The sequence below is a fragment of the Brevibacillus parabrevis genome (assembly GCF_022701015.1).
Classification (GTDB): domain Bacteria; phylum Bacillota; class Bacilli; order Brevibacillales; family Brevibacillaceae; genus Brevibacillus; species Brevibacillus parabrevis.
Window position 1 is genome coordinate 1,287,113 of sequence record NZ_CP064090.1, and the last position, 16,737, is coordinate 1,303,849.

The following is a 16,737-nucleotide window of genomic DNA, read 5'->3' on the forward strand; positions in this document are numbered from 1 at the left end:
TCTTCCTTATATGCGAAAGGAAAGCGTAAAGAAGGGGGAGCAAGGATGACCTATCGTTTGGAAATGCGCGCCATGACCAAGAAATACGGAGATTTTATTGCAAACGACAAGGTCTCGTTCTCGCTTGCTGCCGGAGAAGTGCACGCGATCGTCGGTGAGAACGGAGCGGGCAAGACGACGTTGATGAGGATGTTGTACGGCATGGAGCAGCCTACGTCCGGCGATATCGTGCTAAACGGCAAGCCGGTCGCTTTTCGCGGGCCGCAGGACGCCATCGGCAACGGAATCGGGATGGTGCACCAGCACTTCATGCTGTTCGGCGAGTTCAGCGTGGCAGAAAACATCGTGATTGGCTACGAACCGCAGCAGGCCGGGTTTTTCCGCCGCCATGACGCTGTGCAAAAGGTGCGCGAGCTAAGCGAAAAGTTCCGTATTCCGATTGATCCACAGGCAAAAGTGTCCAATTGCTCGGTGGGAGAACAGCAGCGGGTCGAGATTTTGAAAGTGCTGTACCAGGGCGCAGACATCATCGTGCTGGACGAACCGACCGCTGTGTTGACTCCGCTGGAGGTTCGCGACTTGCTGCAAACGATTCGCAATCTGGCGGAGAGCGGGAAAAGCGTGATTTTGATTACGCACAAGCTCCAAGAAGTAATGGAGGTAGCGGACCGCATCACGGTGCTGCGCGGCGGCAAGGTGACGGGTACGGTTGCGCGTGAGCAGACAAATGTGGACGATTTGGCCCGGTTGATGGTCGGCCGCGAGCTGCAAGAGCTGAGTGAGCGCGTCGCTTTGGAGCAGGGACCGCTTTTGCAGGTGGAAAATTTGTCGGTGCGCGAAAAGCAGACGTTGCTCGACCGGGTCAGCTTTACCGTCCATCACGGCGAGATCGTGGGAATTGCCGGAGTTTCTGGCAACGGACAGTCCGAGTTGCTGCAAGCCGTGAGCGGTTTGCGGGCGGCACAGGAGGGAACAGTGCGGCTGGGCGGCAAGGACGTCACCAACAAATCTGTGGCGACAATCCGGGAAGCGGGTCTGGCCCATATTCCCGAGGATCGTTATATGTGGGGAACCGCCAAGCTGGAAAGTGTCGAAGAGAACGCGTTGATGGGCTATCAGCGCAAGCCTGCATTCAATCGGCGCGGCATCGTACTGCGGGAAGCTTTTCGCCAGGTTGTGACTGGCTGGGTGGAGCGATTCGCGATCAAGACTGGTTCGCGGCAGCTTCAGGAGCTTGCCGGGAATTTGTCGGGCGGAAATTTGCAGAAGCTGATCGTCGCGCGGGAGTTGGGGCATGAAACCCCGTTTTTGATCGCAGCCGAGCCGACGCGCGGTGTCGATATCGGAGCGATGGAGTACATCCATCAGGCGCTGATCGACAAGCGCAACGCAGGAGACGGAATTTTGCTGGTGTCATCCGAGCTGTCGGAAATTTTGGCGCTGTCGGATCGCATTTTGGTGATGTACAAAGGGCGGATCGCCGGAGAGCTTTCGCGCAAAGAGGCAACCGAGGAAAAAATCAGCGTGTTAATGGCGGGAGGAAGCGTTCATGGCAGCAATCAAAGAGCTGTGTAAATCACTGGTTCAGCCGCTTTTGGCGATTGTCATCGGCCTGTTGATCGGGGCGCTCGTCATCGCATCGGTAGGGGAATCGATCTTGGGCACCTATCAGGAAATGTGGAAGGGAGCATTCGGAAGCTTTTACTTCTTCGTTTCCACGTTGGCGAGAGCAACACCGATCATGCTGATCGCCCTGGGGCTGTCGCTTGCTTTTCGGGCGGGAGTATTCAACCTGGGGGCAGAAGGACAGATGGTGCTTGGCGCTATCAGTGCTACGCTGGTAGCCATTTACTTGCCGGCGCCGGGAATCGTGAAGCTGGTGGCTGCGATTGTGACGGGAATGGCCGTTGGCGGGCTTTGGGGGCTACTGCCGGGCATCATGGAAGCGCGGTTTCGGATTCCGCTGCTGATTTCTTCCTTGCTGTTCAACTACATTGCCGTCTTGTTTGCCAGCTATCTGGTCACGGAGCCGTTTCGGGACAGGACTGGCTCGGCAGCTTTGGCGCAAACGGTCATGCTGGACAAGAGCGTCTGGCTTCCCAAGCTGTTCGCAGGGATGAGCGTGCACGCCGGGTTTTTGTTTGCCATTGTCGGCGCTTTGATCCTGTTCTGGGTCATCCGCTTTACGCCGTTCGGCTATGAAGTGAAAATGCTCGGGCAAAACCCGTTGTTCGCTCAATACGGGGGGATCAACCGCATCCGCGTCATGCTGACAGGCATGTTTGCCAGCGGTGGTCTGGCGGGCCTGGCAGGGACGGTCGAGGTGCTGGGGGCGCACTACCGTTTTGTCGATGGCGCTTTGACTGTACCGAACTTCGCCTGGACGGGCCTGATGGCGACGCTCTTGGCAAACTCCCATCCGGTCGGGATTATTTTTACTTCGATCCTGCTGGCTGCTTTTCAGACTGGAGCGATGGGCGTGGAGCGGAACACAGACGTGCCGTTGGAGCTGGCAAGCGTCATCTCGGCAGTGCTGATCCTGTTTATTTCGGCAAAATTCAGCTACGACTGGTGGAAACAGCGGAAAGCAAAAGGGGGAGAATCGCATGGAGCTGCTTGATTGGTCCCTCGTCAGTTCTACCATTCGCATGGTGACACCGATATTGCTGGCTGCTTTGGGCGGAGCGCTGTGCTCGCGTGTAGGCATTTTTAATGTGGGGCTGGAAGGCATGGTGCTGGCCGGAGCCTTCTCCGCGATTGTTGGCAATCACTTTACCGGGAATTTGTTTCTGGCGATCTTGATTGCGGCGGCGACGAGTGTTTTGTTCGCTCTGTTGTTTGCCTATATGACGATCAAGCTCAAAGCAAACGAGATCGTCGTCGGGGTAGCGATCAATTTCCTCGCGCTCGGTCTGACGACGTTTGCGCTGCGGGCGATTTTTGGCGTCAAAGGGGCTTTTTACGATAAAGATATGGCGGGCTTGCCGAAGTGGGACATCCCTGTGATCAAAGATATTCCGGGTGTCGGCGAGGTATTTTCCGGGCATTCTCCGCTTGTTTATTTCGCGTTTTTGGCTGCGATTGCGCTTTATGTGTTCTTTTACAAGACTGTCACTGGTTTTCGGGTTCTTGCCGTTGGGTCGAATCCGGTTGCGGCTCGCAGCCTCGGGTTGAAAGTAACGGGCTTGCAGGTGCTGGCTATCGTCATCTGCGGCGCTTTGTGCGGACTCGCAGGGGCACAGCTTTCGTTGGGCCAGGTGACGATGTTCTCCGAGGGCATGACCGCCGGACGCGGCTTTATCGCTTTGGTGGCGATGATGATGGGGCAGTCCCATCCAGTCGGAATACTGGCGTCGAGCTTTTTGTTTGGCTTGATGGATGCGCTGAGCATTCGTCTGCAAGGCTTCTCGCTGCCAACGCAATTCACTTCCATGCTGCCGTATTTGCTCACGGTTGCTGCGATGTTCTTCCTGAAAGAGCGCATGCAGGCGGCGAGCAACAATCAGCAGAGCACCCGTTAACAAAGAACAGTCAACGAAGAAAAGGGGGTACGCAACATGAACAAGGCAGATCGGATCAAACGGATGAAAGTGCCCGCAGTCGACCCGGCACTGGCAAAAAGGCTTCCGCCGGGGCAAATTTTGACCGAGCGCTTTCCGATTTTGCATGAGGGAGAAGTCCCGGTTTACGACATGAAGGAATGGACATTGCGCGTGTTTGGCGAGGTAGATCGCGAAGTTACACTGAGCTACGAGCAAATCATGGAGATGCCGCAAGTCACCGTGACCAGCGATATTCACTGCGTGACGCGCTGGTCGCGTTTTGACAATGCGTTTACAGGCGTGCGGTTCCGCGACTTTTTGCAGGCAATCGGGGTAGTGCCGCAGGCATCGTACGTCATGCTGCACGGCGATCACGACTATACGGCGAACGTGCCGCTCGCTGACTTGATGCGCCCTGACGTGCTGTTGGCCCACTCCTTCGACGGAGAGCCGCTGACGGACAAGCATGGCTGGCCTTTGCGCCTGACTGTGCCGCACCTGTACTTCTGGAAAAGCGTGAAGTGGCTGCGAGGCATTGAGTTTATTTCGGAAAACACCCCCGGATTTTGGGAGCAAAACGGCTTTCACCTGATCGCAGACCCGTTCCGCGAAGAGCGGTTCTCCGGTGAAGCGCTGCCGATTCCCGAAGACGAATGGGAGAAAAAGGAGTTTGATTGAGATGCTTACGAACCTGAAAGTAGATCCGGAACAGTTGCCGAAGCGCGTCATCGTATGTGGAGATCCAAAACGGGCTGCCTTGATTGCCGCCAAGCTGGACAACCATCGGTCCATCGGAGAAAATCGCGAGTATCACAGCTATGCCGGGACGTGGAAAGGCACGGAGGTTGCCGTAGTCAGCCACGGCGTCGGTTCGCCGGGTGCTGCCGTATGTTTTGAGGAGTTGGCAAAAGGTGGCGTGCAGGTCATCATTCGCGTAGGTACGGCAGGATCGTACCAAAAAGAAATCGAGCCTGGCAGCCTCGTCATCAGCTCGGCTGTCGTGCGTCAGGACGGACTGACCAGCCAGCTCGTTCCTCCGGGTTTCCCGGCAGTCGCCAATCGCCGCGTGGCGGATGCACTGGTGGCAGCAGCAGAAGCAAACGAGGCCGGACTTCCCGTAGCAGAGGGAATTACGCTGACGCTGGATGTGTTCTACAGTGGCGTTCTGGAGTTTCCGCACAAGCTGTACCAAAAAGCCGGGGTACTCGCGGTCGAGATGGAAAATTCCGCCCTGTTCGTCATCGCGGCATTGCGCGGAATGAAGGCCGGAGCGATTTTGGCGATTGACGGCTATGCGGATGCCGATTTGCTTGCTTCGTACAACCCGCATACCGATGCGATGGCAAAAGCGATTGAGGCGGAAGCGTTGATTGCGCTGGATGCTTTGGTGGCTGTTTCCTAATCTAATCACATAAACATGCCCAAGACTGTGAATGGTCCTGGGCTTTTTTTCTGGAGCTTTTCCGGAGTGAAAAGCTATTCTTCGTTGAAGCGATCCAGCATCGAGATCGTATCGATCAGGTGGTTGTTGAAAATTTGCCGGGCGACGCCCAAAAGCTCGATAATCATCGGGTCGCGCAAAGAATAAGTGACTTTGTTGCCGTCTTTTGTTCCGTACACGATATTGTTGTTGCGCAAAATGGCCAGCTGCTGGGAAACGGCCGAGCCTTCACTGCCGATCAGCGTTTGCAGCTCGTTCACGTTTTTGTCTCCCTCCGCCAAAAGCTCCAGAATCCGAATCCGCAGGGGATGACCCAGCGCTTTGAAGAAGTTCGCTTTAAATTGCTGTAGCTCCAAATTCAATAGCAGGTTCCTCCGATCTTTTCGTCATGTGGACGTAGTGGATGTTTGTTGTTGGGCGCAGCTCTGCTGTATGCGGGTGTCGGACAGGCTCGTGCATTCCCGGAACGCAAAGTGCTTGCAGCCCAGGCATTTGTTCGTATCCAGCCGATGAAGCGCATATTCGATTGCCTCTCCGGTGTGGTCGAAAAAGTGCGTTTCCCCGATGCTTGCATACAGACCCGTGCGCTGCAAAATTTGTTTGGGAGCAGGTTGAATGCCCGAGATCAGCACGGTCGTTCCCTGACTCATGGCTTGCTTTACCGTCCGGGACAAATTGGCTTCGCCTGTCATGTCCAAAAATGGCACTTTGCCCATGCGCAGCAACAAGACCTTGGGGCGGTGCTGCAACGTGTTCGCAAGCGAGCTTTCAAACAAGTCGGCGTCCCCGAAAAACAGCGGCCCTTCAATCGTGTAGATGTTGATTTGCGGGCAATCGTGCTGGGACGACACCATATGCGGCATGACTTTTTCGTGCTTCAAAGAAGGGTCGGGCAGCACTTTGGCGACTTGCAGGCTGTCGCGCATCCTTTTGATAAACAGCAGCACAGCAAGCACCAGTCCTACCTCGACAGCGGTAGTCAGATTGGTGAAGACGGTCAAAACAAACGTGATCACAAGCACGAGCGAATCGCTTGTTTTTGCTTTGAGGATGTGGGCAAATTCCTTGCGCTCACTCATGTTCCAGGCGACCAGCATCAAGATCGGAGCCATGCTCGCCAGTGGAATGTGCGAGGCGTAAGGCGCCAGCAGCACGAGGATGAGCAGTACGACCATCCCGTGGATGATGCCGGACATGGGCGAGGCAGCGCCGCTGCGAATATTGGTCGCGGTCCGGGCAATCGCGCCCGTAGCGGGAATCCCGCCGAAAAGCGGCGTCACGATGTTGGCAATGCCTTGCCCGATCAATTCCTTGTTGCTGTTGTGGCGACTGCGGGTCATGCCATCAGCTACGACAGCAGACAGTAAAGACTCTATTGCTCCTAGTATAGCAATGATTAGGGCAGGACTCAGTAATTTTTGGACGCGCTCCAGCGTGATTTCGGGAAAATGGAAGCCAGGCAGTGTGCTCGGAATTTCGCCGAAGGTCGAGCCGATCGTCGCGACCTTTCCTGCGAAAAAGAAAAAGGCAATGACGCTGGAGATGACCAGACCGACGAGCGAGCCAGGCACATTGCGCACAAAACGCGGTGTAATCAATATAATCGCCAGACTGAGGCAGGCGGTTGCCAGGCTGTAGAAGCTGGTTGTATGCAGGTGGACGACGACTTCTTTCATGTTGGACAAAAAGTCCTCGTGCCGTTGTATGTCCGATAGACCGAGGAAATTGGCGATCTGCCCGGTAAAAATAATGACGGCAATCCCTGCTGTAAACCCGATTGTGACCGGGCGAGGAATGAATTTGATCAGTCCGCCCAGCCGCAAAACGCCCATCAGGACGAGCATAATCCCCGCCATCAAGCCCGCGAGCAGCAAATCCGCGTAGCCGTACTGCATGACGATGGCGAACAGGATCGGGATAAAGGCGCCAGTCGGCCCGCCAATCTGATAGCGGGAACCGCCGAACAGCGAGATGAGCGTCCCTGCGATGATGGTGGTGTAAATCCCGTACTCCGGCTTGACACCGGAAGCGATGGCGAACGCCATGCCGAGCGGAATAGCGATAATGCCTACGATTAATCCTGACACGCAGTCTTTTCTGAATGCTTGCGTATTGTAGCCCTCAAATCTAGCGGCCCACTTCATGGTAGCAACCCTTCTTTTCGTATATTCGAATATTTGATTATTTGAATATAGATGGATCATACTCCCGTTTCATGATTCTCGTCAATTGCATCCTTACACGATCTTTGCCCTTTTTTAACAATTGCTTCAAGTTGTCTTAACGCTGAAGGAGTACCATTCAAAATGACAAGTGAACATTCCCCTTCGGTTGGAGTCATGGAGAAACCCCCGACAGCCTTTCCAAGCACTTTCCTCAAGTATGCTTGTGCAATTGTCATGTCGTTGGGTTTTTTTGTCGTTCGCAAAGGAGGCTTACGAATGAATCAGGAGCAGTTTCACGGCAGGTTGGAAGAGTACAAGCTGATTGCTTCCGTAAAAGAAGCGAAGTACCTGGAAAAAGCGGCAGAGGCCAATGTGAGCGCCGCCGTGCTCTCCATCGGCAACATCGGGGTCATCAAAGGCTATGTAGACTTTTTCAAAAACAGAAAGATCCCGGTGTTCCTTCACCTCGAAAGAATCGGGGGAATCAGCTACGACCGGGAAGGCATCGCCTTTTTGGCGCATTACGTGAAGCCGGACGGGATTGTGACCACGCGCAACACGCTGGTCAAGCTGGCGAAAAAGCAAGGCTTGCTGACAATCCAGCGCCTGTTCCTCGTAGACAGCGACTCGCTCAAATCCGGGCTGTCGTCTCTCGCTGAAACCCAGCCTGACGCCGTCGAGCTGATGCCGGCACTGCTGCCAGAGTATATCGAAGAGTACAAGCGCGTGATTGATATTCCAATCATCGCTGGTGGTTTGATCCGCAAGCGGGAGCAGATGGAGGAAGTATTGCAGCATGGAGCGACTGCTGTGTCAGTCGGTAACCCCCTTTTGTGGAAGGAGAGTTTTTTGCATGATTCAAGCGTTGCTGTTTGATCTGGATGGGACCCTGCTGGACAGCCGGGATGCAGTCATTGATGCAGTCGCCTATACAGCAGAAGAGTACGCACCGGGTCACTTCAGCCGGGAAGAGCTGCTCGCGCGTTTTGGCGAGTCGTTCGACGATTTTTTGGCAGCCGTCGCACAAGCGGCAGGTGTGCCCGACAAGCAAGAAGTGCTGGAAAAGTATTTTGCCTACGTGCGTGAGAACCACGCCCGGCATGTTCGGCTGTTTCCTTATGTAAAAGAAGGGCTGGAAAAATTAAAGCAGGCAGGCTATCAGCTGGCGGTGGTCACTAACAAGCAGCGGGAATTTGCGCTGGCCGGACTGAAGCAGGCGGGGATCGACAAGCTGTTCGAAGTCGTAGTGGCCGTGGACGACGTCGCCAAAGGAAAACCGTCAGCCGAGCCTGTATGCAAAGCGCTCGCCAGTATGGGCAGTCGTCCCGAGCAGGCGATGATGGTCGGCGATAGCCGCTACGATGTGCTCGCGGCAGTCGCGGGTGGCGTCTCGTCCGTGGTGCTGGAGTGGTACGGGCAGGAAGAGTGGCTCTATGCCACGCCTGATTACCGCTACGCCGATTTCGAATCGTTTGTCACCGACATGATGGCTGCCAAGGCGCAAGGAGGAAGATGAAAAAGATGGCAAGAGTGGTGCTGCAACAGATAACGAAAACGTTTCAGAACCAGAAAGTGGTCAAGGGGCTTAATCTCGTGATTCCCGACGGCTCCTTTACGGTGCTGGTTGGCCCGTCCGGGTGCGGAAAATCGACGACCTTGCGGATGATTGCCGGTCTGGAAACGGCTACAGACGGGGAAATTTTCATCGGGAGCCAGTCTGTGAACGCTCTGCCTCCGGGAAAGCGCGATGTTGCCATGGTGTTCCAAAACTACGCGCTCTATCCGACGATGAACGTCTACGACAACATCGCCTACGGCTTGAGAAACCGGGGAACGTCGAAAAAAGACTGCGACGTGCTGGTGAAGGAAATTGCCGAGATTGTCGGCTTGGCGGACTTTCTTAAAAGAAAGCCTTCCCAGCTCTCCGGCGGCCAACGTCAGCGTGTCGCCCTAGCGCGGGCCATGGTGAAAAAGCCAAAGGTGTTCCTCATGGACGAGCCGCTCTCCAACCTGGACGCGAAGCTGCGGAACCAGATGCGCGTGGAGCTGACGAGTTTGCACAAGCAACTGGGCAGCACATTTATTTACGTGACGCACGACCAGGTGGAAGCGATGACGATGGGCGATCAGATCGTCGTGATGAGCGACGGCAACATCATGCAGGTCGCGGCACCGATGGACTTGTACCAGGAGCCGGAAAATCTGTTCGTCGCCCAGTTTATCGGTTCTCCCCCGATGAACATTGTGCCGGCAGAGGGCAGAAGTGACCAACTGTGGGGATTCCGCCCGGAAAAGGCCGTGTTGTTGCCAGCCTCCGTCTCTCCGGTTTCTGCGGAAGAGATGTGGACGGCAAAAGGGCAAATCGTCTCCCGGGAAATACTCGGCTCGGACACGCTGTTCCACGTGGAGACGGAAAAAGGCAGAGTCATCGTCAAAACGGAAACCGAGGAAATCGGACAGTATGGTTCAAACGTTACCGTAACGGTTGCAAAGCCGCATGTGTACATCTTTGATCGCGTGAGCGGAAAAAAAGTGGGTCGACTGGCTGAACGAGGTCAAGTATCCGCACTTGCAGGAGGGGTGAACTGATGCGAAAGGCGGCAACTGCCCACGAGCTGCCGGATACCGGCCAGGTGCGGGCACAAGCAGCTTCCAGGCCAACATCTCGCCCGGATATGATGACGCGTCTTCGCCCGTACTTGTATTTGACACCTGCCATGATCTGCTTCATTTTGTTCTTTTTTTACCCGATTGGTTCGATCATTTATTTGAGCTTTCAAGACTGGTCGCTGATTAATCTGGAAGCGATGGAATGGGTCGGGCTGCAAAATTACACGGAGCTGGTTGCTGACCAGGAATTTCAGCAGGTGCTGACAAATACGCTCGTTTTCACTTTTGCAACCGTGGGCATCAGTTTGGGAATCTCCTTTTTGCTCGCTCTCTGGCTCAACAAAAAGGCGAAAATGTACGGGATCATCCAAGCTACCGTATTCAGTCCGCACATTATTTCGTTTGTTTCTGTCTCCATGTTGTGGATGTGGCTGATGGACCCGCAATTCGGGCTATTGAACGCTGTACTCGAAGCGGTCGGTCTGCCAGGCTACACGTGGCTGACAGACCCGAGCAGTGCGTTGTTGTCGCTGATCCTCGTGAACGTCTGGAAAGGCGTGGGCTACAACACGCTGATTTTCATTGCCGGGCTGCAAAGCATTCCGGGGGATATTTACGAAGCGGCCGCCCTCGATCGTTCGCCGTGGTGGCGGACTTTGACTCGCATTACCATACCGATGCTGTCGCCCACCATGTTCTTTTTGTTCATCATCAACATGATTTCGTCGTCCCATGCTTTCGATACGATTGCCATCATGACCCAAGGCGGGCCGATCAACAGCAGCAATATGCTGGTCTACTACATTTATGAGCAAGGAATGGACTACTACAACGGGGGATTTGCTGCTGCCGCTTCTGTCATTCTTTTGCTCATCGTAGGAGTTTTGACTGCCTTGTACTTCCTGTTCATGTCCAAACGCGTCCACTACCGATGACGATTCCCGAAAGAAAGGAGGAGCAACATGAAACGAGTGGGTGCAATTTCTTTGAAAACAGTGGAATGGGCCGGGCTGTTGGTTGTGGCGCTGCTGTTCGTCTTTCCTTTTTTGTGGATGGCTTCCACAGCGTTCAAGGACATGTCGGAAGTCAGACAGTTTCCGCCGACCTTGTTGCCTGAGACGTGGGAGTGGGGCAATTTTGTCCAAGCCTGGGAGTCAGGGCCGTTCCTGATGTTTACGGTGAACAGCATTGTAGTTGCCGTGGCGATCTTGATCTTGCAGTTTTTGACCGCCGTACCTGCGGCGTACGCTTTTGCCCGCTACCAGTTTCCCGGCCGCAACCTGCTGTTTGGGCTTGTGCTGGTGGCCTTGATGATTCCGGGATACATTATCTTTTTGCCGATCTACGTGCAGCTGAGCGGCTGGGGGCTGGTCAATACGCTCTGGTCGCTGATTCTGCCGTACGCAGCCAGCGCATTCGGGATATTCCTGCTTCGCCAGGCGTTCATGCAGGTGCCGGACGAAGTCATTGAAGCAGCGCGACTGGATAATGCGTCAGAGTGGAAAATCATGTGGACGATCATGGTGCCGATGGCGAAGCCAGTGCTGGTCACATTTGGACTTTTCAGCTTTATTTATCACTGGAATGACTACTTTTGGCCGCTGATCATGACCAACAGCGACGAAGTACGCACATTGCCTGTCGGGATTTCCAGCTTGCGCATGTCGGACGGAGGCACTCTCTGGAACGTCATGATGGCGGGGAACATGATCCTCATCCTGCCGATTCTCGTTATTTTCTTCGTGGCCCAGCGCCACATTATCAAAGCGTTTGTCTATCAATCCAAATAATAGATAACCATGTGGGAGGAAACCAAATCATGAAGGCGATGAAAAAGACAGGAACGATTCTATGTGCACTAGCTCTAGGCTTGTCAGGAGTGCTTGCCGGGTGCGGTTCTACAGGCAAGGAACAGGCTGCAAGCACAGGAAACACAACGAAGCCGGCAACGGAAACAGCAGCAAGCAACGGGCCTGTCGAGATCGATTTCTGGTATGCGCTCGGCGGTGTTCGCGGCAAGACGATTGAGGACATGGTCAAAAAGTTCAACGAGTCACATAAAGATATTAAGGTAAAAGCGGCGTACCAGGGCGCGTATCAGGATAACCACTCCAAAGTTCTGGCTTCGGTTGCCGCCGGAAACAACCCTGATGTAACGATGGTAGAGATCGCTTCGATCGCTGCCTTCGCTGATGCGAAAGTGCTGGAAGATTTGACTCCGTACTCGCAAGGCGATGAGAAAAAGTACATTCCCGGCCTGATGAAAAACTCTTACTGGAAAGACAAACTGTACGCCGTGCCGTTCAACCGCTCCACGCCGCTTCTGTACATCAACCGCGACATGCTGAAAGCAGCGGGTCTCGATCCGAACGGGCCGAAATCCTGGGATGAGCTGATCAGCTACTCGCAAAAGCTGGTGAAAAAAGAAGGCGACAAAGTCACGCGCTACGGCTTCTCGACCCCTGTTGATATTTGGTTCTACGAAGCGCTCGTCTTCCAGAGCGGAGGCAACATTTTGAGCGAAGACGGCAAGGAGCTGACCTTGAACAACGAGTCAGGCAAAGCGCCGCTTGAACTTTGGACGAAAATGGTCAAGGAAGGCTTGATGAAAAACCCTCCAGGCGAAAACTACAATGCGTGGGATGTCGCCGAGCAAGATTTCCTCAATCAAAAAGTGGGCATGATTTTCACAACGACAGGTTCCTTGACGGAATTGAAGAAAAATGCCAAATTTGACATGGGAGCAGCCTTCCTGCCAGCAAACAAAAACTTCGGTACGCCAACGGGCGGAGCGAACCTGGTCATGCTGGCGAAGTCTTCTGATGCCGAAAAGAAAGCGGCATGGGAATTTATGAAGTGGATGACCGATACAGAGCAAACCGTACCATGGTCCATCGCATCCGGCTACATGCCTGTGACGACCGCTGCCGTAGATTCACCAGAGATGAAGGCATTTTATGAAAAAGATCCGAACTTCAAAGTAGCAGTAGACCAGCTGCAATACGGTTACCCGCGCCCAATGGCACCTGGCTACAAAGAATTGCAGGATGTCATTCAAAAAGAGCTGCAACGTGCGATGCTTGGACAGGCGACCATTGATGAAGCGCTGCAAAATGCGACGGACAAAGGCAGCAAGCTGCTGAAAAAATAAAGGCGGCACAAACAAGAGAGGAGTTTGCGACATGAATATATGTATGGCGCATCGAGGATGGTCAGGCAAAGCCCCGGAAAATACGATGACGGCAATTCGACTGGCGTTGGCAGAGCCGGCTATACAGGCAATGGAGATTGACGTACAGCTGTCTTCCGATGGCGTTCCCGTGCTGATCCACGACTTTACGCTGGAGCGCACGACGAACGGAAGCGGTCTGGTCAAGGACCACACATTGGAGGAGCTTCGCCAGCTCGATGCGGGCAAATGGCTCGACGAAAAGTTTGCAGGCGAAAAAATCCCGACGCTGGAGGAAGCGCTGATTGCGGTCAAGGGCCGCTGCAGGCTGAACATCGAGTTGAAGGCGACGAGCGACATGTACCCCGGCATTGCCGAAAAAGTGCTCGCGCTGCTCGAACAGTACGGGATGAAGCAGGAAGTTTGCTTGACGTCGTTTGACCATGAGCTGATTCGTCATGTTCGCACTCTCGATCAGCAAATCGAGACGGGACTGATCATCTACGGCCGTCCTGTGCTCATGCTGGAGCAACTGGAGGAGGCAGGTGCCAGCATTTTGTCCATGGGTTACCCTTTCCTGAACAAAGAGCTTGCCGTAGCCGCCATCGAAAAAGGCTTCAAGGTGATTGCCTGGACGCTGGATGAGCCTGCGCACATTCGCGAGGTCATGTCCTGGCATCCTGATGTACAAATTTGCACCAACCATCCTGACCGGATGCTGGAATTTGTGTAAGCCAGGCAAAAGGAAAAGCCGTCGGAGACATATCCGGCGGCTTTTGGCATGAGAAAAGGGGGTACAGCCTGCTTGTCTGCTACCGGGCCATGTCCGGGTACAATCAGCGCTGGGCAGTCTTGCAGGAGAGCATCCAAAATGCTGATCCACTCCGGAACATTCCCGGTCATGATGCTTGGATGTGCGCCTGTGAACAGCAAATCTCCGGCAAACAGGATGTCGTCATCGGGAAGGAAAAGGGCGGAATCACAGGGACTGTGACCGTTTCCCAGCGAGCGCAGGACAGCAGAGCGCTTGCTGCCGTGCAATGTAATCGAATCGTGAAAGGTCAAGGTAGCGAGAGTGGGAACCAGTATCGGAAGGGCAGCGTCCATCGCGAGCAGCTCGCCCAGCTCATATTCTTTTTCTTGCCGCTTTTTAGCGTCCGTTTCTTGTTCCAAAGCTTGTTTGACCGTCAGCGGGTAATCAGGGTGCGCTTTGGCAAAGGTCAAAAATTGGGTCGTGCGCTCATAGGTGAGCGAACGCGTTTTGGCGGTGGAGAGAATCGGAACACCTGGAAATGCCTGATTGCCGCCAGTGTGGTCCAGATGAAAATGAGAGTTGATCAGAAGCGTGACGGGTTTTCCGCATAGCTGGACAGCCGCATTGTGCAATGCTTGGCCTGCCTGTGGCGTGTACATGGAGTCAAAGACGACTACCTGATCGCCTAAATCAATGATTCCGGCATTAGCCATTGCTCCGGTGCCACGGACAGCAATAGCGGCGTACACGCCTTCTGCAACAGGCTGCAAAGAAAAGTAAGGAGTAGAGATAGGACCGGAAGAACTCATCGTTTCCCCGCCTTTCGCGATAAGAATAGCTTTCTGCTATCATCATTGCAGGAATAAAGTGGAAGCGCAAGCGCGAGTGTGCTTTTATTAGCTTGCTCCGCTATCGCTACCAGTGGCAGCTCATAGATTTTGTTGATCGCTTTGAAGCAAGAAAAACCGCCGGATGCTGCTGCCCGGCGGTTTTTTGATTGCCTCGCTATATTTTGAAGCGGCTTACGTGAGATTGCAGTTCTTCGGCGATGCGGGCCAGGGAAGCAGCGGAGGAGTTCACTTCTTCCATGGCAGCCAGCTGTTCTTCTGTGGCGGCAGAAACGCTTTGCGTTCCGTCTGCCGAATTTTCGGCGACTTCCTCAATGCCGCTGACCAACTCTACTACCTTCTGGGTTCCAGCCGACATTTGCTCGGAATATGTCTTCACTTCCTGGATTTGGCTGGCGACTTGTGCGACAGCATCCTGGATTTGCTCGAAAGACTTGCCAGCATTGTTCACTACTGTCAGTCCGATCGCAACTTCGTTTGTTCCTTGTTCCATCGACAAGACGGCTTGATTCGATTCAACCTGAATCGCCGTAATCAGTTCTTTGATTTGCTGGGCAGATTGGGCAGACTGCTCGGCCAATTTGCGTACTTCGTCTGCCACAACAGCAAACCCGCGTCCTTGCTCGCCTGCTCTGGCGGCTTCGATTGCAGCGTTCAAGGCAAGCAGATTGGTTTGCTCGGCAATAGCGGTAATGACCTGGACGATTTGTCCGATTTCCTGCGAGCTGTTCCCCAAGCGCTTCACGATGTCTGCGATGTTGCTGACCGTATTTTCGATCGATTGCATCTGGCTGATCACGACTTGCAAAGCTTGATTGCCTTCCACGGCGATGCGGGAGGCGCTCAATGCGGATTCGTCCGCGTGCTGTGCGTTGGTGGCGACTTTTTCCGCGCCCTGTGATACTACCTGCATGGCGTTCACGCTGTCTTCCACGCTTCTTACCTGCTTCTCGGCGCCGTACGCGACTTCCTGGATCGTAATGGCGATCTGCTCCGTTGCCTTGCTGGTATGCTCGGCGTTGACCGACAACTCCTCTGCGGAAGAGGCCAGATCAGTAGCCGTATCATTGACCTGCTGAATGATCGTGCGCAGGTTGTGGACCATGGAATTGACCGATTGAGACAGTTGACCGACTTCATCCTGCGAGCGAATTTGCAAGGCGGATACGGTCAGCTCCCCCTCGGAAATCCGGTTTGCCACAGCGGCAACCTCGACGATCGGGCGGGTGATTTGCCGGGAGATCGCATAGGCAATGGCGATGACCGCTGCGACTACGGCAAAGACGATCAGCATGACGTTGTTGCTGACAGCAGAGACGCCAGCGGTGATCGATTCAACAGGAATATGCAAGTACAGGCCAAAGTTGGTTTTGGGGATCGGAGAGTAAGTGACGACATACTCCTTGCCTTGATCCGTGTAGCTGTATGAGCCTTTTTCCGCAGCGCCTGTTTTCAGGATGTCCTGCAAAGGCTGGGGCAGGGCCGATTCCTCAAGCGGCTTTCCGATCAGCTCCTGGTTGGGGTGGTACTGCACCTGATGCTTGTTGTCCACCAGAATCGGATAGCCGTCATTGCCTACATTCAAATTTGCGAGAAACGTGGCTGCGAAATGATCCACGTTGACAAGTCCGGTCAATACGCCGAGCGCTTCATTGTTTTTTCCTTTGACAGGGGAAGCGACAATGATCGAGCGATTGCCCGTAGTTTTGGCGACGAGGACATCGGAGTAGCTGGGCTTGCCCTGCATGCCGTCTTTGAAAAATTGCCGCTCGCCGAGGTCGATCCCGACGCTTTTCGGGAAGGTGTCAGCGGTTACTTTTCCATCGCTTGAAATAAACGTATTGCCATCGTACAGCTTCATTTCTTCGGTAAACTTGCGGATAAACTCATTTTTGGCTGCCGCGTCGACAGATTGAATATCAGAGGTGCGGGCCAGCACCTGAATTTCCGTCATGCGCCGATCGAGATACTGGTCCATGGCCATAGCTGTACTTGAAGTCAGGTCCACATAAGACGATTTTTGCTTATCGATCAAAATGGTTGAAAAGCTGTTTGTAATAAAAAAGGAAACGGCAGCAAGCGGGATGACCGCTACGGCAAGAAACCACAGGATCATTTTATTTCTGAGTTTGTTGAAAAAAGACATAGGCTCTCCACTCCTAATTGGTGGTTGATTCAACTGCGCGAGGCAAGGAACGCTGCCCGCAC

Annotated in this window: 15 protein-coding genes and 1 pseudogene; 12 read left to right on the plus strand and 4 right to left on the minus strand. The window is 54.0% G+C overall.

From position 1 onward, the window contains the following. The first annotated feature begins 45 nt into the window (after positions 1-45). From IRJ17_RS06170 to IRJ17_RS06190, 5 genes are read left to right on the plus strand one after another with little or no spacing between them, the layout of a single operon-like run. A complete protein-coding gene (locus tag IRJ17_RS06170) occupies positions 46-1,575 on the plus strand; it encodes an ABC transporter ATP-binding protein (protein WP_173596326.1) in 1,530 nt (509 codons plus the stop codon). Continuing rightward, the gene (locus IRJ17_RS06175) at positions 1,550-2,620 is read left to right on the plus strand and encodes an ABC transporter permease (RefSeq protein WP_122962508.1); all 1,071 of its coding nucleotides are present in this window, start codon (positions 1,550-1,552) and stop codon (positions 2,618-2,620) included. The genes IRJ17_RS06170 and IRJ17_RS06175 overlap by 26 nt, the downstream gene beginning before the upstream one ends. Next, positions 2,607-3,521: an ABC transporter permease gene (locus IRJ17_RS06180; protein WP_242773767.1), complete on the plus strand. Its 915-nt coding sequence runs from the start codon at positions 2,607-2,609 to the stop codon at positions 3,519-3,521. Before IRJ17_RS06175 ends, IRJ17_RS06180 begins: the two co-directional genes overlap by 14 nt. A 36-nt stretch (positions 3,522-3,557) precedes the next feature. Beyond that, complete coding sequence (locus IRJ17_RS06185; protein ID WP_122962510.1) at positions 3,558-4,220, plus strand: sulfite oxidase-like oxidoreductase; 663 nt, start codon at positions 3,558-3,560, stop codon at positions 4,218-4,220. A 1-nt stretch (position 4,221) separates the two neighbouring features. Beyond that, positions 4,222-4,944, plus strand: coding sequence for a nucleoside phosphorylase (locus IRJ17_RS06190; RefSeq protein WP_122962511.1), 723 nt, complete (start codon positions 4,222-4,224; stop codon positions 4,942-4,944). Between the two features lie 74 nt (positions 4,945-5,018). Here IRJ17_RS06190 and IRJ17_RS06195 read toward each other — a convergent pair whose 3' ends face one another. After that, positions 5,019-5,345, minus strand: a complete 327-nt coding sequence (locus IRJ17_RS06195; protein ID WP_122962512.1) for an ArsR/SmtB family transcription factor — start codon at positions 5,343-5,345, stop codon at positions 5,019-5,021. Between the two features lie 24 nt (positions 5,346-5,369). After that, entirely contained in the window at positions 5,370-7,127 is a 1,758-nt protein-coding gene (locus IRJ17_RS06200; RefSeq protein WP_122962513.1) for a SulP family inorganic anion transporter, read from the minus strand. A gap of 297 nt (positions 7,128-7,424) precedes the next feature. Here IRJ17_RS06200 and IRJ17_RS06205 point away from each other — a divergent pair, with 297 nt between their 5' ends. The 7 genes from IRJ17_RS06205 to IRJ17_RS06235 are packed head-to-tail and all read left to right on the plus strand — an operon-like array spanning position 7,425 to position 13,660. After that, positions 7,425-8,024, plus strand: coding sequence for a glycerol-3-phosphate responsive antiterminator (locus tag IRJ17_RS06205; protein ID WP_122962514.1), 600 nt, complete (start codon positions 7,425-7,427; stop codon positions 8,022-8,024). Beyond that, the gene (locus IRJ17_RS06210; RefSeq protein WP_173596331.1) at positions 8,002-8,664 is read left to right on the plus strand and encodes an HAD family hydrolase; all 663 of its coding nucleotides are present in this window, start codon (positions 8,002-8,004) and stop codon (positions 8,662-8,664) included. The genes IRJ17_RS06205 and IRJ17_RS06210 overlap by 23 nt, the downstream gene beginning before the upstream one ends. A gap of 5 nt (positions 8,665-8,669) precedes the next feature. Beyond that, positions 8,670-9,737 (plus strand): ABC transporter ATP-binding protein, encoded by a 1,068-nt coding sequence (locus IRJ17_RS06215; protein ID WP_122962656.1) that lies wholly within the window; start codon positions 8,670-8,672, stop codon positions 9,735-9,737. Beyond that, positions 9,737-10,693, plus strand: a complete 957-nt coding sequence (locus IRJ17_RS06220) for a carbohydrate ABC transporter permease (RefSeq protein WP_173596333.1) — start codon at positions 9,737-9,739, stop codon at positions 10,691-10,693. Before IRJ17_RS06215 ends, IRJ17_RS06220 begins: the two co-directional genes overlap by 1 nt. Positions 10,694-10,720: 27 nt before the next feature. Beyond that, positions 10,721-11,548, plus strand: a complete 828-nt coding sequence (locus IRJ17_RS06225; protein WP_122962517.1) for a carbohydrate ABC transporter permease — start codon at positions 10,721-10,723, stop codon at positions 11,546-11,548. Between the two features lie 29 nt (positions 11,549-11,577). Next, complete coding sequence (locus tag IRJ17_RS06230) at positions 11,578-12,909, plus strand: ABC transporter substrate-binding protein (RefSeq protein ID WP_122962518.1); 1,332 nt, start codon at positions 11,578-11,580, stop codon at positions 12,907-12,909. 31 nt (positions 12,910-12,940) lie between these two features. Beyond that, positions 12,941-13,660 (plus strand): glycerophosphodiester phosphodiesterase, encoded by a 720-nt coding sequence (locus IRJ17_RS06235; protein ID WP_242773786.1) that lies wholly within the window; start codon positions 12,941-12,943, stop codon positions 13,658-13,660. 149 nt (positions 13,661-13,809) lie between these two features. Here the strand turns inward: IRJ17_RS06235 and IRJ17_RS06240 are convergent. Both IRJ17_RS06240 and IRJ17_RS06245 read right to left on the minus strand, forming a co-directional pair. Next, positions 13,810-14,490, minus strand: a pseudogene (locus tag IRJ17_RS06240) (MBL fold metallo-hydrolase); the annotation flags it as partial. A gap of 196 nt (positions 14,491-14,686) precedes the next feature. Then, a complete protein-coding gene (locus IRJ17_RS06245) occupies positions 14,687-16,675 on the minus strand; it encodes a methyl-accepting chemotaxis protein (protein WP_242773788.1) in 1,989 nt (662 codons plus the stop codon). Between the last annotated feature and the right edge of the window lie 62 nt (positions 16,676-16,737).

Coding starts and splice junctions, on each gene's coding strand:
- IRJ17_RS06200 (WP_122962513.1), bottom strand. CDS start 7,127: ATGAAGTGGGCCGCTAGATTTGAGGGCTACAATACGCAAGCATTCAGA.
- IRJ17_RS06220 (WP_173596333.1), top strand. CDS start 9,737: ATGCGAAAGGCGGCAACTGCCCACGAGCTGCCGGATACCGGCCAGGTG.
- IRJ17_RS06175 (WP_122962508.1), top strand. CDS start 1,550: ATGGCAGCAATCAAAGAGCTGTGTAAATCACTGGTTCAGCCGCTTTTG.
- IRJ17_RS06190 (WP_122962511.1), top strand. CDS start 4,222: ATGCTTACGAACCTGAAAGTAGATCCGGAACAGTTGCCGAAGCGCGTC.
- IRJ17_RS06230 (WP_122962518.1), top strand. CDS start 11,578: ATGAAGGCGATGAAAAAGACAGGAACGATTCTATGTGCACTAGCTCTA.
- IRJ17_RS06170 (WP_173596326.1), top strand. CDS start 46: ATGACCTATCGTTTGGAAATGCGCGCCATGACCAAGAAATACGGAGAT.
- IRJ17_RS06180 (WP_242773767.1), top strand. CDS start 2,607: ATGGAGCTGCTTGATTGGTCCCTCGTCAGTTCTACCATTCGCATGGTG.
- IRJ17_RS06185 (WP_122962510.1), top strand. CDS start 3,558: ATGAACAAGGCAGATCGGATCAAACGGATGAAAGTGCCCGCAGTCGAC.
- IRJ17_RS06205 (WP_122962514.1), top strand. CDS start 7,425: ATGAATCAGGAGCAGTTTCACGGCAGGTTGGAAGAGTACAAGCTGATT.
- IRJ17_RS06235 (WP_242773786.1), top strand. CDS start 12,941: ATGAATATATGTATGGCGCATCGAGGATGGTCAGGCAAAGCCCCGGAA.
- IRJ17_RS06210 (WP_173596331.1), top strand. CDS start 8,002: ATGATTCAAGCGTTGCTGTTTGATCTGGATGGGACCCTGCTGGACAGC.
- IRJ17_RS06215 (WP_122962656.1), top strand. CDS start 8,670: ATGGCAAGAGTGGTGCTGCAACAGATAACGAAAACGTTTCAGAACCAG.
- IRJ17_RS06245 (WP_242773788.1), bottom strand. CDS start 16,675: ATGTCTTTTTTCAACAAACTCAGAAATAAAATGATCCTGTGGTTTCTT.
- IRJ17_RS06225 (WP_122962517.1), top strand. CDS start 10,721: ATGAAACGAGTGGGTGCAATTTCTTTGAAAACAGTGGAATGGGCCGGG.